Here is a 14,928-nt window from a genome sequence, read left to right as displayed (position 1 = left end):
AACTAGGTCAGGCTCTTGATCGCTTCGCGCAGCGCCTCGCGGATCTCGTCGTGGGTGGCTCGCGACTTTCTAAACTTCACGCGAACTGTGAAGGTCCGGTCTTCCGGCTGAAAGGTGTGCTCGTAGGGCTTCGGTCCCGGCTTGTTCGTCTGTTTGGCCGCCGCGGTCTTGGCGCGCGCCTCGCGTACGGTGATGTTGCCGGCCTTCATGGCCTGCCAGAGGGCGAGCTGCGCCTCTGAATTCGGTTGGCGAAGTACCTGCAGCAACTGGCTTTTCTTGAACTTGTCGGACGACCGACACTCGGCCTTGATGGGTTCGGGCAGGCCGTTCAGACTCAATGTCTCCGTTACGCTCACGCGGGATTTGCCGACGATCTTGGCGAGCGCGCCGTCGGTAAGGTGGCGACGTTCCTTCAGGCGCTCGAGACTCTCGGCTTCTTCGATCGGATTGAGATCCTCGCGTTGCAGGTTCTCGATGATGGCCAGTTCCGCGGGATCGTCCTTCGGGCCGCGGATCATGGCCGGAATCTTGGTCAGGCCCGCTGCCTTCGACGCGCGCCAGCGCCGCTCGCCGGCGATCAGGATGAAGTACCCTTCGCGCCGCTCGTCGCGGCGGACCATGATGGGTTGCAGCACGCCGCGGGTGCGGACGGATTCGGTCAGTTCGGCGAGCGCGTTCTTATCAAAATAGTGGCGGGGCTGGTCGGGGTTCGGGCTGATGCGAGATGGGGGAATCTGCACGACGCGACCGGCGTCGTCCTCGGTAAAGGCGACGACGGGGTGCGATCCTTTGCTCGACTCAATGCCAAGGATGCGCGCCGCGAAGCCCTCGATCTTAGGTTTCTCTGGCATAGGCGATGATTTCGTCCGCTAAAGCGCGGTACGCGCGGGCGATCTTGGATTTCCCGTCGTAGTCGAGAATCGACTTGCCTGAGACGACGGACTCTTTCGCGCGAACAGAGTAGGGGATGATCGACTGGAAGGTCTGGTCGCCGAAGGCGGCCTTGACCTCTTTGAGGACGTCTCGCGAGTGGCTGGTGCGCCCGTCGTGCATCGTCGCGAGAACGCCGAGGAGTTCAAGCTTCGGGTTGAGCTTGCGGCGAACCTTCTCGATTGTGGCGAGGAGCAGCTCGGCGCCACGCATGGCGAGGTAGTCGGACTGCAGCGGGATGAGGACGTTGTCCGCGGCGGCCAGCGCGTTCGTAGTGAGGAGGCCGAGCGATGGGGGGCAGTCAATCAGGATGTAGTCGTAGGCGCTCTGTACGGGCTTTAGGCCGTCCTTGAGCGCCCGTTCACGGTTCATCTCGGAGAACAGGTCCATCTCGGCCTTACTGAGGTCGATCGACGCCGGAGCGAGGCTGACGTTCTTGATCGACGTCGCCTGGATGATGTCCTTGACGGAGAGATTGGCGTTCGTGGACAGAAGGACGTCGTAGATGGTCGACTCGAGCTTGCGGACGTCCACGCCGAGACTGATCGTGAGGCTCGCTTGCGGATCAAGGTCGACGAGCAGCACGCGTCGGCCACGTTCGGAAAGCGCGTGGCCAAGGTTGAGGCAGGTGGTGGTTTTCGCCACGCCGCCCTTTTGGTTGGCGATGGCGATGATGGTGCTCATAGGAGGGCGGTAACAAGGAGGGAAAAACATCGTCATTGTACGGGATGATGACGCAGCGCGTCAAAGATGTGTGGCACGCGACGCGAAGGAATCGGACGCGTCGCCAGAGTCGCACCTCGGTGAAGCGTCCACCTGACTCTTCGGTATGGAAGGGAGGGAGAGGGGAGCGACGCGCGAAGGCACCGCGCGTGAATCCCGGTGTCAGTACTGGTGCCAGTTGGCGATCGAAAACGATCGAAAATCGCTGAAAGGCACCGCACGCATGAGCCGGGGTAAGTGTGCGGACAATCGTGCGAAACCGTTGTCATTCAACGGGTTCGTCAATATCCTCCGAGACACTTTTAAGCAGAGGGTCCTGGGTTCGAGTCCCAGACGGCTCACTTCTGCCTTCGAATCAGCAGCTTGAGTGAGGGCCTGCACCCGGTCACACGCCGGTGCGGGTGCGAGACAGAGGGTCATCGCCTTCTGGGCAGAGTATCCGGTTGTTGAACGGATTCACCGACTTGGTGATCTTCGGAAGCAGCGTCTGCTGCGACTGCGTCTATGGCAGAGGGTCATCTTCTGCGCGCATCATGGGTTCGATCCCCAATCCCTGTCTTCTCAGGTGTGTCTCAGCCGCTGAGCCAGCCAGGCTTGGTCGTTGAGGAGGGTCTGTAGCCAATCGGGCTTGTAGAGCATTCCTCGGGGACCGGCTCGGCGGCGCTGGGGTGCTCCGGCGACTTGCCGCCAGCGGACGCGCTCGGGACGAGTAGCGGGTGGCCGGACGGGAATCTGGTCTGTGAGAGGAGCTCGACGCGGAAGCCCTTTGGTGGTGTCCGGGAAAGGTGGTACGTGAGTGGGCATGAAGCGCGTGGTTCGAGCCGTCTACGAGGATGGCGTCCTGAAGCCGCTCGGTCGGGTGCGTATCGCACAACGGAAGGTGTGCCTGGTGTCGATCTACCCCGAGGACGACTGGCGTAAGGATTTCGAGTTGCTCCTCAAGCGCGTTCACCGGCGCGCCGGCCGCCGCGCTCCCGCGATGATCGAGGAAGACGTCACGGCGGCGCGTGCGGAAGTGAGAAGCAAGCGCCGTGAAACCCGTCGTTCTGCTTGACACGAACGTCTGGGTTTCCGCTTTTCTCAACGAACATGGTCTTCCTGCCCGCGTCGTCCGGGCATGGCTGGCGGGCGATTACGACGTGGTCATTGGCCTTCCCGTCTTGGAGGAGATTGGCGAGGTCCTGCGTCGTCCGCGGATCAAGAGGAAGTACAAGATCCGTGAGGAAGACCTCGCTCAGTACCTCCAACTGATCGCCGCAGGGGCCGCAATCGTGGCGGTCAAGCACACGATGAAGCTGTGTCGCGATCCGGACGACGACGTTCTGCTCGAGATCGCTGTCGCCGGTGGAGCGAGATACCTCGTGACGCGCGATGATGATCTGAAGCGCGACCTTGACCTGGTCCGCCAGATGGCTCAGAGCGGCGTACAAGTCGTCAGCGTCTTGCAGTTCCTCGCGCGGCTCTGACGAAGATGCCGGGCCGGAATCGCGAAGAACTGAGCCGCACGAATTCTGTCGCAGCGGCCATCGCGGAGGAGGAGGCGCGGCTGGATGCGCTCGAACGCGAGCGCAAAGATGCGCGGCTCCGCCTCGAGCGGCTCCGTCAGGAGCTTGCTGTGCTTCAGTCATCCCCCGCGACGTCGAGGGAAATCGCGCCTGCCGGAACGCTGTCGGCTGAAATGAGCGCGTCGGCGAAAGTGGCACTGTTCCGTAGTCTCTTTCGCGGCCGCGACGATGTGTACCCGAAACTCTGGATCAATTCGCGCAGCGCCAAGAAGGGCTACGCGCCTGCCTGCCGGAACGAATGGGTGCGCGGCGTCTGCGAAAAGCCGCGAGTTCGCTGCGGGGAGTGCCCGAACCAGGCGTTTGAGCCCGTCATCTGGCGTCGCGTCGCAGGGTGCGCTCCAGCATCCGCCGCTCGTTGTCCATCTGCTGATTTAGGACGTCCTCGTCGGTGACGATCACCGTCGGGGGCGTCGGCGCTGGCCGGTCGTCCTCGGCGATCGCCGACCCGTCGACGAGCCCCACGCACACGAGGGCCAGGATCGCGGTGATCCGCATGCGCTCCATCCCGCCCTGCGGCCAGATGGCGCCGAGCACCGTCAATCCCGCCGCGACCGCGAGCCGCGCGAGCACCCGGCCGCGGGTGGTCTGGTTCGAATTCCAGACGGCTCCCCCCGGGAATCGCCGGGCGCCACGTCGAACCTCCTCCGACGTGGCGCCCCTTTGGCGGCCCGCCCGCGCCCGTCTACTGGTTGGAGAACACGGTGCAGGTGACGTTGTCGCGGATCTGCGCCGCGTCGAGAGTCGGGAAGCAGACGGCGAGCGAGCCGCCCGACAGGCCGCCGCTGCTGCCCGGGGTCAGTTGACTGCAGTCGAACAGCGACCCGTGCGCCTGGATCTGGCACGGCGCGGCGAAGCAGATCTGGTTCTTGTCGATGATCGCGCCGCCGGGCGGATTGGCGTCGAAGATCGCCGCTTCGGCGGAGCCGGTGGTGGTCGGGTTGATCTCGGTGGTGCCCTTGACCAGGTCGTCGTCGGTGCACGGCAGGCAGTCCGGTCCGTAGTCCTCGTAGACGCACTTGCCGTTGCGCATCGGCTTGGTGGTGGTGCAGACGCCGGCATCGGAGAGCAACCCGATGGCGGTGCTGTTGACGATCAGCGCCGAGCCCTTCGGCGCCGCGCCGCCGGAGAAGGTGGTGACGCGCGGACCCTGGCAGACGCCGATGTGCGTGTTGTCCGGGGTCGAGCAGTTGGCGCCGGTGCCTTCGAGGCAGGCGGTGGAGACGCCGCCGCCGGGCGCCGGGCTGGTGTCGTCGCACTGCGGATCGTCCGGTGTCCCCATGGTCTTGTTGCCCGGATCGCCCGGCGTCGTGTCATGGTCCTGGATCATGCGGTAGCTGACGTCGGTCAGGCCCTGGTCGCTGCAGCCGATCGAGCCGTTGGCGGCGATGCCGGGGCCGAATGCCGGTACCGGGATGCCGCGCACGCAGGCGCAGACCAGGCCGGGGATCTGCACCGGGTTGAACCGCAACTCGTCGGCCCTGATGACGGTGGGAATCTGCCCGGCCGGGAAGGTGCCGCCGCTGGCCAGTGTGGTGGCCGTGGCGCGCGCATGGCCGGTGCGGAAGGTCTGCTGGCCGGTCAGGTTGAGGGTGATGGGCAGTGCCTCGGTCTGCACCAGGGCGGTCGTTTCGGCCGGGTTGAAGATGCCGACGCGCACGTCCTCGGTGGTGCAGTTCACCGCGCAACCGTCGCCGCCGAAGTTGTTGCCGTCGTCGCATTCCTCGCCGGGCTCCAGTTGGCCGTTGCCGCACACCGCGGTGGGACAGGCGGGAAGCAGGGCGGCGTTGACCGCCAGGATCAGCTCGTTGATGCCGACGGTGCCGTCGCCGTTCACGTCGCAGGCGGGACAGGTGGCGAGCGGCGAGCTGCCGAGCGCGATGCTGACGCAGGTGACCAGCTCGTTGATCGCCACCATGCTGTCGCCGTTGCAATCACCCGGGCAGGCGACCTCGGCGCGGCCGGTGGAGCACCACAGCAGCGCGGCGCAACCGACGGTGATCGAGATGAATGTCTTCATGGTTGCCTCGATGGGTTGTGGGAGAGGGGGGAGACGGTCCGCCAGTGGCAGGGGGATCTCTCTCCAAGGCGCACGCTTTCGCTCCGGGCCTACCCACCCGGATAGCGCTTCGGCGCCAAACGGCAAGGGGACCGCCGGCCATGGTCACAGCCCGGACGGGTGGCCGGCGCGGACTTCTTTACGGGCGGGTCGGGCTTCGTCGGCGCCGCGGCGCCGGCAGCCGCGGACGGGCGGCGGGCGAGCGCCGCGCCGGCTCCGGCGCGTCGTGTTCGCGGGGACTGGCGAGGTAGAGGAGGGCCGCGAACAGGCCGCAGGGCCAGAGCTGCAACAGCAGGCGGTCCATCGAGTAGCTCAGGAGCCAGGTCAGATCCACGCGCGACGTCAGGTAGGTGAAGCCGTACGCGAGGGCGGCGAAGCCGACGATGGCGAGCGCGTCCGTGGCGTGGCGGCGCGCCCGCTGATCGCGCGTTCGCCCGAGCAGGATGCCGTAGAGCGCGAGCGCCAACAGGATCGCTCCGACGCCGCGGATCAGCTCGGAGACGGCGGCGCGCCCGATCGCTTCGTAGCGCGAGAGATCGGCGACCTGCTCCAACATCGTGGCTCGCTGGCGGTGGAACTGCGAGCTCAGCGGCGACAGGGTCAGCTTGAACCACAGCACGACCGCGGCCGGCGGCAGCAGACCGGCGAGGAACCACGCGGCGCCGCGCGGCGACGGCGCACGGCGCGCCAGCATCAGCGCCCCCTGCACGAGGACGATGCCGAGCACGAGCACCATGCCCTCGTTCTTGCTCCACGCGAGGAGTCCGGCGGCGACGCCGGCCCACAGACGCAGCAGCCTTCCTCCGGCTGGGTCGTGGTCGGCGAGGGCGAGCAGGGCGACGACGGCCAGCAGGTTGAAGGCCAGCGGGACGTCGGCGTACTGCCAGGCGACGATGCGGAGCAGGAAGGGCGTGCCGAGCAGGCAGAGCGCGCCGATCAGCCCCTGCGTCCGATCGCGCAGGGACGACAGCGCCGCGTACAGCAGCAGGATCAGCGCCGCGCCGTAGGCGGCGGCGACGGCCGCCGGCGCCACCAGGTCGCGTCCGCCGCCGTACACCCAGAGGCGGGCGACGGCGCCCGGGAGGAGCAGCGGATAGTCGCCGTGGATGGTGGGCTTCGCGAACCCGTCGCGCCAGGCAGGCCCGGCCTCGGCGAGCCAGCGGGCGCGCAGGTTCCATGTCGCCCACGCGTCCCAGCGCCCGTGCGGATCCTGGACCGTGTTGGCCAGGAAGCTGATGGCGGCGGCGAGCGCGGCGGCGAGCACCGCCGCGACGAGGAGGCCCTCGCGCGCCGAGAGGGGCGTCGAGGGCGCCGCCGGCGCCGCGCCGGCGCGCCGCCACGCGACCAACGCCGCCGCCAGCAGGAGGGCGTCGATGCCCGCGACGCCGGCGCGCCCGCCGTCGCACAGCTCCAGCGCGACGAAGAAGGTGCACGACGAGAGACCGAGCCCGAGGCCGATGGCGAGCGCCGTCGTCAGCCCCCGCGACGCGCCCTCCCGCCGCGCTGGCTGGAGCAGCAGGTACGTCGCCGCCACCGGCACCGCGGCGCCGAGCAGCACCAACCCCGTCATGTCGTCACGATGTTCCGCGCTGGCAGGCGCCGCGGCGAGCCCGGCATCGTCACGGCGCGCGTTCGAGCAGCAGCAGGCCGTCGCCGAGGTCGCGCCGTACCCGGAGCTGGGGCGGAATCGGTTGCCCCGCGAAGACGCCGTCGGCGACCACCAGGGGCTGATCGACGTCGTCCACGACCTGCACCGGAACCAGCGCGTAGCGCAGCGTATAGAGGTGCGCCGTGCGGTCCTCGATGCGCGGCGATTCCAGGTAGCCGACGGCCCGCTGGCCGCGCAGCTCGAGGCGCAGCGGCGCGACGTGGCGCTCGAACAGCGAGATCGGATCGTGTCGCCACGCGAAGACCTCGGGCGAGGTCGCCGCCTGCGTGAGTATGCCCGCCGCCGGCAGCAGCGCGGCAACGAGCATCGCGGTCAATGCCAGGCGGACGCGCGTCATCTGCCCACGCGAGCGCAGGGGCGCCCGGACGGCGGACGCCGCTCGGCGAGGCCCGGTGCGGAGGGCGCGGTCATCGCCGCGCCATCGCTGCGCGGGTGCTCGCCGGGTCGCATGGGCCGCATCTACGTCGAAGCCCCGCGACGGCGCAACATGGACGATACGGGTCCGGACGGATGGAATCCCGAGCGCGGCGGATGGTGGTCGCCTGACTGCCCGGCGAGCCGCCGCGCGGGATGGTGCCACTCGCCACCGAAGCCTCTCAGCAAGCGGCACCTGTCGGGTTTGCCGGCGCCTGTTGCGCGTCTGGCCTACAGTCCTCAATCAGCGATTGGCGCGAATTTCGTGTGACACTAGGGAACCTCTGCACAGGTCCCGTCAGTGAATGAAATCGTGAAAACTTGGACGGCTCCCGGCATCAGCAGGGCTCGACGAGCGAGAATTCGCCGCCAGCCGGGTGGAATTGCCGGGGGCCCGCGTATCGCCGGAGTGTCGAGGTTCGTGGCATTGCGTTCACAGTCCGCGTTCGCCCATTCACAGCGCGCACCGCGCCCCCGCGGGCAGGAGGTGATGACGGACACTGTACAGATTCGCCAATGCGAACATCGTCTGCGCTCGCGCCAGGTTCTTGGCCAAGCCGCGGTAGCGCACCCTTGGCGAATCCCCACAGCCGCTTCAGATGGAAACGGATGTTCGCCGCGCGCGCGAACGCGCGAGCGCGCCCGGTTGATCTGGCGCCACCGCTCGCTCAGCGGCTGACGACCCGCCTGAACGCCGATTCATGCGGTACCGCACCCGGCCGCCTCGAACGCCTGGCGATCGGCTTCCTTCCAGTACGCCCGGTCCCCGTACACCGCGCTCTCCTCGCCATGGAGCAGCTCCTCCAATTGCGTGATGTCCGCGGTCGCCGCATTGGTGGCCACCACGCTGGTGCACGCGGCCCCGCGTATCGGTCCCAATGTGCAGCTTCATCCCGAAGTGCCACTGGTTCCCCTTTGCGCGTCTGCTTCATCTCGGGATCGCGCGCTTTGTCCGCGTTTTTGGTCGAACTCGGCGCGGCGATGATCGTCGCATCCACAATGGTGCCGGCCTTCAGCAGCAACAGCCGCTTCGCCTGCAGCAGCTCCTTCACCAGCTCGAAGAGCTTCGCCGTCAGGCCCTGCTTCTCCAGCAGGTGGCGGAAACGCAAAATCGTCGTTTCGTCGGGACGACATCCTCGCTCAACTCGATGCGCACAAAGCGCGGATCGACTCGCTGCCGTACAGCGAGTCCTCTGCTGCGGGTCAGACAGGTTGAACCACTGCTGGACGAAGTAAATCCGCAGCATTTTCTCCAACCCCAGGGGCTGCCGGCCGTTGCCCGCCTTCGGGTAGTGCGGCGCAATCACCCGCAGCAACTCGGCCCACGGCACCACGGCATCCATTTCCGCCAGGAACCGTTCGCGACGCGTCACCTTGCCCTTCTGGCTCCACGCCACCGACGCAAACGTTTGCTGCTTCTCCATCACCACACCACCTCCGCACTCAGCTGCGGCGCACTATACATGACGCCCCGGCCTTATGCAGAGGTTCCCTAGGTCTGTGGAGTGGGCAACATCACCATCACCGTGGACGAGGAGACGGCGCGGTGGGCTCGCATCGAGGCGGCTCGCCGCGACACGAGCGTCTCGCGCCTCGTTGGCGAGATGGGCGGAGTACAGACGTGCCGAGGGCGGCAACGAGGACGCGATGCGCAGCTATCTCGCTCGCCGTCCCAAACGCCTCAAGCGCGGCGGGACGTACCCCTCCCGGGAGACCCTGCACGACCGTGCCGGTGTTCGTTGACACTGTAATGCCCCAGGGCCGCTGGACACGTGAGATTGTGTAATCAAGCTCATGCTGCGGTAGCAAGTGGCTGCTCGGTGAGGTCAGCGAGGACCTGGTCGGGGGTTCGGTAGCGGTGACGCTGGAGCAGCCACTGAGAGTTGTACGTGGCTTGGAAGTCAACGAGCGCCGCGCGGAGTTCCTCGATCGTCTCGAAGTGACGGACCCAGAGGAGATTCTCCTTGAGGGTGCGAAAGAAGCGCTCGGCGCAGCCGTTGCCCTCGGGCTCGCGCGCACGAAGGCCGGCGTCTCCGATCCCCAGGAACGTGATCTCGTTCTGAAGTCGTCCGCCATGTAGTTCGAGCCGTGGTCGTGACGCAGCGTGAGGCCGCTGGCGCAGCCCTCGGCGAACTCGCCGAAGTGCCTCGCGACGCCCCTGTCCGGATCGGCTCGAGCGCCTCGAACCGATCCCTGGCGCTTTGGCGGCATGAATGCCGACGATCTGGCTGGTGCAGTGGTCGATGGCGATGAAGACCGCGGCCTGCCCATCGCGGATCGTCGGCGTGGTGCGTCATGTCGGTGCCCCACATCACATTCGGCGCCGCGGTGGTGATGACGCCGTCAGCGGGAGCCTGGCTCGGTCGGCACCAGCGGGCGACACGGCGCCTGGAGGCCGTACTCGCGCATCAGCCGCCGCGTGCGCTCCTTCGAGGTTCCGAATGCCGCCGTAGCGCAGGCGTGCCCAGATCTTGCGGTAGCCTTCGCCGGTGAAGGAGACCCCTCGATGGCCTGGCGGATGTGCGCCACCAGCTCCAGGTCCGGGCACGACCCTGGGTCCGCGACGGCCCGGCGGGGGGCATCCGGACGGTATCGCCGACGGGCGTAGATCGCCGAGCGCGACCGTCGCCATACCCTGCACACCGCGCGAGCCCCGTAGTGGCGATTCGCGAGGGCGACACCGTCGGTTCATCGCCTCGACTCCGCATCGCAGTGGCGGCCCTCGGTAGTCGACCTTCTGGTTCACAGTCTTCCATCGTCAGCTCGCCGATCTTCGCCTGAAGCCGCTGGCGCTCGCCGTCCTCGGCCGCATCCATCGCACGGCTCTTCAACCCCTGCGTCCCGCGGTCCATGAAGGCCTCCCGCCACGTCGACAGCCGCGCGGCCGTCACGCCCAGCTCGCGCGACATCTTCTCCAAGCTCTCCCCGCGCAGCAGGCGCAGCACCGCCTCCCGTTTGCGCTGCGCCGAGAACCGCCCCCGGTCCCCGCCGGCCGCCACGCCCGCCGCTCCGGTCGCCCTACGGGCTCCCTCCGCGCCGGGCGTGCCTCCTCCCTTGCTCTGCCCCATCTTCCACACACTCCTTCCTGCGAGACTCGTCCTATCCTCGCTGTCGAGCGTCCAGAGAAACTCTGGGGCGGGGGAGGTGTTCGTTGACACGAACGTCTTCGTCTACGCGCGCGATGCGTCGGAAGCCGGCAGATGCGCGCGATGGCGTGGATGCGGTCGCTCTGGGAGACGCGCGAGGGCCGAACCAGCCAGCAGGTGCTGCACGAATACTACGTGACGGTGACGCGGAAACTGTCGCCGGGCCTGACGGCGGGCGAGGCCGCGCGGAGGTCCGCGAATTGCTGACCTGGCGACCCGTGGCGCTCGACGCCGCCTTGCTCGAGTTGGGGTGGGCCGTGCAGGACCAGTACGGCATCGCGTTCTGGGACGCGCTCATCGTCGCGGCGGCGCGCGTCGTCGATTGTGATCGCCTCCTCACCGAAGACCTTCAGGACGGGCGGGACTTCGGCGGCGTGGTGATCGTGAACCCCTTTGCGCGCGCCCCAGCGTGACGCCCCGGTTCAGCGCGTGTCGGCGGTGACCGCGCGGGTGGCGGCCGGCGGCGCCGGCAGCCGGAGCATCCGGGTGCGCAACTGGCCGTAGAGCTGGCCGACCCAGGGCGCGGGGGCCCGGTAGCCGAGCGGCAGCGTGGCGCGGCGGAAGTCGACCGGACTGATCATGACGACGGCGGAGTCGAAGCCGGCGTCGGCGGCGAGGACGAAGAGGTCTTCGGCGGCGGGGTCGCCGACCGCCAGGCAGCCGACCGACTTCCAGCCGCCGTGGATCATGATGGCGCTGCCGAGCGTCGTCGGATCGCGACCGTCCTCGACGGCGCGGGCGCGATCGAAGTCGTTCGGGTAGCTGAGCGCCAGCGACAGGTGGGCGATGCTGCGCGGGTTCAGGTAGACGATCCCGTAGATCCCTTCCGGCACCTGGAAGTCGCCCTCCTTCAGCTTCGGGCCGAGCCGGCCGCTGGCGCCGAGAATCGGAAACGAGCGGATGAAGCGCAACGGCTGCGCCTGCCCGGCGGCGTAGAGCTGGAGCTCGCGTTCCTGCTTCAGTCCCAGCAGGACGAAGCGCGCCGGCGGGTAGGGGACGCCGGCGGCGGCGAAGTACGGGTGCAAGCGGTCACGCGCCAGCGGACCATAGACCGCGAGCCGCTCGGCGATCGCGGCCTCGACCGGCGGCGTGGGCGGCGGTGGCGGCGCCGCCAGCCGGGTCGGCGGCCGACGCTCGGCGTGGCACCCCAGCACCGAGGCGACGAGCAGCGCCAGCGCGATCTGCGCTCCACCGCGCATTCCCCTGAACCGCCACCGCCGCATACCCCCCATAAAGCGGGGGCGGCGACGGACTGCAACCGCGTTTCCGGGGCTGCCGGACGTCGGCGTGGGGTCAGGGGGGCGCGGAGGACCCGCCGGCGCGGCTCGCGGCGCCGGGCTTCGTCGACGCCGGTTGCAGCGGCACGGTGACGCGCGGCGGCGTCTGGCCGCAGTTGGCGCTCTCCGTGTGCAGCAGCAGGATGCGGCGCACCTCGTCGATGGTGCGCGCATCGCTCTGAGTCGAATGGCCGGAGTGGTGGATCACCACCTCGGAATCGACGCCCTCGATGTGGGCGCTCTTGTAGGCGACGACGCCGTCCACCTCGTCGTCGAGCGGGCCGTCGCCGAGCACGGGGATGATCGAGTGGGCGTTGACGCCAGGCGTGATCGGCAGCCCGGCGAGCGTCTTGATGAACGGCTGGGTGGGCGACATGTTGTCGAGCGACGTGGGGATGCGCTGCATCTTCATCGCCCGCGTGCTCGGGTCGGCGATCAGCTCGGTGCTGACCGAGAGCACGTCGCGCGGCATGCTGATGAGGCGCGCCGCGAGGCGCCCGACCAGCTCGTAGCTCGCCAGGTAGCTGCCGCGGTGCGGCGTGGAGATGAAGATCACGCGGCGCACGAAGGGCAGCGGCTGCACGAACAGCGCCTCTCGGATCAGGGCGCGGGTGCTCGGCGTCAGCTTCGCCTGGTCGAACGGATTGTCGCTGACGTTCCGCCAGAACGCGTCGCCGGCATCGACCACCGTCATCTTGGTCAGCAGGCCGCCCTGGCTGTGCCCCATGACGACCATCTGGCGCAGGCAGGGGTCGCGGTCGTCGGGATCGAGATGCGCGACCGCCTCGGTGAGCGCCCGCCGCAGCAACATCGCCGAGTAGACGATCGGATTGCCGCTGTCGTAGCTGAAGAACCAGAACTGGTAGCGGCGGCGGATGCGCGGGTCGTTCTCGAGGTCGTTGACCATGTCGGCCCAGCGCCCTGGGCTGGAGTTGGTGCCGTGCACCAGCACGATCGGGATGCGGCCGGGGTGGTAGGGCTCGCGGGCGAAGAGGCGGGCGGTGCGGCGGGTGCCGATCGCGTCGCCGAGGAAGGCGGAGAGCTCCTGGCGCCAGAAGCCGACCTCGGCGAGGCTGACCGCCAGGGTGGCGCTGCGGTCGATCTCCAGCGGCACCGGCACGCCGTTGATGTCGACGGTGTCGCGCTCGTCGACCGCGTAGACGTCGAGGTTGCCGTGGATCGTGTCGCTGGCGATCTGCCGCCGCGGATCATCGATCCGCAGCACGGCGGTCGCCGGCACGCGGACCTCCTCGGAGACCAGGTCGCCGCCGTCGGTCTGGTCGGTGGCCAGCGGCCGGGCGGCGAGCGGGACGCCGATGCCAGCCTGCCGGTAGCGATTGTTCAGCCCGTGCACCTGGTACTGCGCGGTGGTGACGAAGTCGGACAGCATGCGACCGCTCCATTCGGTCTCGCTGGCGTCGAAGCTGATGTCGGCCGTGCCCCAGGGCAGGGGATACGTGCCGCCGCGGAGCTGCATCGTCTTGCCCTTCGGGCCGGTCAGCGCCTTGGTGAGCCCGGCGGCGTAGATGTCGGCCGCCCAGCGATAGCGGGCGTCCACCGGCTGCGGCCGGACCGCGGGGTCGACCGGGAAGAGGAAGGCGTAGGCGTAGAGCGCCGCCGCGAGGGCGTACGGGCGCGAGTCGGTCCGCTCGGCGTAGCGGTAGGACAGCTCGGCGAGGGCGAACAGCTCGTCGCTGCCGCCGCCGTAGCCGAAGGTCGCGGCGCGCAGGGTGGTCAGGGCCAACTCCGGCTGGTCCTCGTAGGTCGCCGCCAGGTTGTAGCGGCGGAGGACGATCTGCGCCGCGTCGCTCGGCGCGTCGGCGGTGAGCGCGTTGCTCGCCAGTTGCCGGTGCTGGTCCTGCGGCGACAGCCGCTTCACCCCCACCGGCGCGCTGCAGCCCGATGCCAGCAGCGTCCCGATCAGCAGGAACGCCAGCGTTCGTCGCCTCATCGCGCGCCACCTTACGGATGAAAACCGGCCCGACTGCAAGCGCACCGGTCGGGCGCGGAGCCCGGAGCGCGATGCCGTGCCCCAGGCCGCCCGTCCTGGCGCGGCGCCAGCCCGTGGCCTACAGGAGCACGGATGTCTCTCCAACCGGGCGACCTCGCGGGACTGACGCTGGCGGAGTACGCGGCGCGCCGCCGCACCAGCCCGCGCGCCGCGCGGGCCGATTACGGCCACGCGCTGCGCACGCCGGGCGCGCTCGACCTGCCGCCGATCACGCGCCGCGAGGCCCACGACGGGGTGGTGAAGTTCTGCCTCGCCGTGCCGGGGCAGGACGGCGGCCCGGCGTTCGAGACCGAGTCGGTGATCCTGCCGATGCGCGGCCGCGGCGGCGAGCGCTGGCACACGCTCTGCCTGTCGTCGCAGGTCGGCTGTCGCATGGGCTGCGCCTTCTGCGAGACGGCGCGCATGGGGCTGCGGCGCCAGCTCAGCGCCGCCGAGATCGTCGCCCAGTACCTGGTGGCGCGCGACCTGATGGCCGCCGGCGGCCCGCCGCCGCGGCCGTACCGCTACTTCCACAGCGGCATCCACGACATCGTGTTCATGGGCATGGGCGAGCCGCTCGACAATCTCGACGCGGTGGCGCAGGCGATCCGTGTCCTCGGCGACCCCAACGGCCTCAACTTCCCGCAGGCGCAGATCACCGTGTCGACGGTCGGCCGCGTCGACGGCCTGCGCCGCCTGGCGCAGCTCGGTTGGCCGAACCTGCGCATCGCGGTGTCGCTGAACGCGCCCGACGACGCCCTGCGCCGCGCGCTCATGCCGGTGAACGGCGCCATGCCGCTCGCCGCCCTGCGCCGGGCGCTCGACGAGTACCCGCTGGCGCGCAAGGGCCGCTTCGTCATCGAGTACGTGCTGCTGCGCGATGTCAACGACACGCCGGCGCACGCCCGCGCCGTCGCCGACTGGTGCCGCGGATTGCGCTGCGTCGTCAACCTGATTCCCTACAACCCGCAGCGCGCGGCGCGCTTCGCCGCTCCCGACGAGCCGACGATCGAGCGCTTCGCCGCCGAGCTGCGCCGCGCCGGCGCCTTCGTCACCCGGCGCCGCGCCAAGGGGCGCGACCTGCTCGGCGCCTGCGGCCAGTTGGGCAACGGGGCGGCGATCGCCCCGCACCCCGCGCCGTAGGCGCGGCCACGGGGC

The 14,928-nt window shown here is 69.0% G+C and carries 11 protein-coding genes and 3 pseudogenes; 4 read left to right on the top strand and 10 right to left on the bottom strand.

The genetic code is table 11. The annotated features are described in order from the left end of the window. Positions 1–2 precede the first annotated feature (2 nt). Together KF840_19270 and KF840_19265 are read right to left on the bottom strand one after the other, a co-directional pair. On the bottom strand, positions 3–851 hold the full coding sequence (locus KF840_19270) for a ParB/RepB/Spo0J family partition protein (protein MBX3027050.1): 849 nt from the start codon (positions 849–851) through the stop codon (positions 3–5). Next, positions 835–1,614, bottom strand: coding sequence for a ParA family protein (locus KF840_19265; GenBank protein ID MBX3027049.1), 780 nt, complete (start codon positions 1,612–1,614; stop codon positions 835–837). Before KF840_19265 ends, KF840_19270 begins: the two co-directional genes overlap by 17 nt. Before the next feature lie 841 nt (positions 1,615–2,455). Here KF840_19265 and KF840_19260 point away from each other — a divergent pair. Next, on the top strand, positions 2,456–2,707 hold the full coding sequence (locus tag KF840_19260; protein ID MBX3027048.1) for an antitoxin family protein: 252 nt from the start codon (positions 2,456–2,458) through the stop codon (positions 2,705–2,707). Next, entirely contained in the window at positions 2,685–3,119 is a 435-nt protein-coding gene (locus KF840_19255) for a putative toxin-antitoxin system toxin component, PIN family (GenBank protein MBX3027047.1), read from the top strand. Before KF840_19260 ends, KF840_19255 begins: the two co-directional genes overlap by 23 nt. Positions 3,120–3,527: 408 nt before the next feature. Here the strand turns inward: KF840_19255 and KF840_19250 are convergent, their stop codons facing one another. The 6 genes and pseudogenes from KF840_19250 to KF840_19225 form a co-directional block, all read right to left on the bottom strand. Then, on the bottom strand, positions 3,528–3,788 hold the full coding sequence (locus tag KF840_19250) for a hypothetical protein (protein ID MBX3027046.1): 261 nt from the start codon (positions 3,786–3,788) through the stop codon (positions 3,528–3,530). A gap of 112 nt (positions 3,789–3,900) precedes the next feature. Further along, positions 3,901–5,235 carry a hypothetical protein gene (locus KF840_19245; GenBank protein ID MBX3027045.1) on the bottom strand — a complete coding sequence of 445 codons (1,335 nt, stop codon included), beginning with the start codon at positions 5,233–5,235 and terminating at the stop codon, positions 3,901–3,903. A gap of 178 nt (positions 5,236–5,413) precedes the next feature. Further along, entirely contained in the window at positions 5,414–6,844 is a 1,431-nt protein-coding gene (locus KF840_19240) for a hypothetical protein (GenBank protein MBX3027044.1), read from the bottom strand. Positions 6,845–6,893: 49 nt separating this feature from the next. After that, positions 6,894–7,280, bottom strand: a complete 387-nt coding sequence (locus KF840_19235; protein ID MBX3027043.1) for a hypothetical protein — start codon at positions 7,278–7,280, stop codon at positions 6,894–6,896. 531 nt (positions 7,281–7,811) lie between these two features. Then, a pseudogene (locus KF840_19230) lies at positions 7,812–8,781 on the bottom strand (IS5 family transposase). Between the two features lie 368 nt (positions 8,782–9,149). Continuing rightward, a pseudogene (locus KF840_19225) lies at positions 9,150–10,356 on the bottom strand (IS3 family transposase). Positions 10,357–10,501: 145 nt separating this feature from the next. Here KF840_19225 and KF840_19220 point away from each other — a divergent pair. Next, positions 10,502–10,916, top strand: a pseudogene (locus tag KF840_19220) (PIN domain-containing protein). A gap of 9 nt (positions 10,917–10,925) precedes the next feature. On the opposite strand, the gene KF840_19215 reads toward KF840_19220, so the two are convergent. Together KF840_19215 and KF840_19210 are read right to left on the bottom strand one after the other, a co-directional pair. Continuing rightward, entirely contained in the window at positions 10,926–11,702 is a 777-nt protein-coding gene (locus KF840_19215; protein ID MBX3027042.1) for a hypothetical protein, read from the bottom strand. Positions 11,703–11,796: 94 nt separating this feature from the next. Then, positions 11,797–13,731, bottom strand: coding sequence for an alpha/beta fold hydrolase (locus tag KF840_19210; GenBank protein MBX3027041.1), 1,935 nt, complete (start codon positions 13,729–13,731; stop codon positions 11,797–11,799). A 132-nt stretch (positions 13,732–13,863) separates the two neighbouring features. On the opposite strand from KF840_19210, the gene KF840_19205 reads away from it, so the two are divergent. Continuing rightward, positions 13,864–14,913, top strand: coding sequence for a 23S rRNA (adenine(2503)-C(2))-methyltransferase RlmN (locus KF840_19205; protein ID MBX3027040.1), 1,050 nt, complete (start codon positions 13,864–13,866; stop codon positions 14,911–14,913). Positions 14,914–14,928 lie beyond the last annotated feature (15 nt).

Source organism: bacterium (assembly GCA_019637795.1).
In the GTDB taxonomy this organism is placed as follows: domain Bacteria; phylum Desulfobacterota; class Binatia; order HRBIN30; family CADEER01; genus JAHBUY01.
The sequence above is the reverse complement of the archived record's forward strand: the minus strand, read 5'-3'. Positions and strand labels throughout refer to the sequence as shown.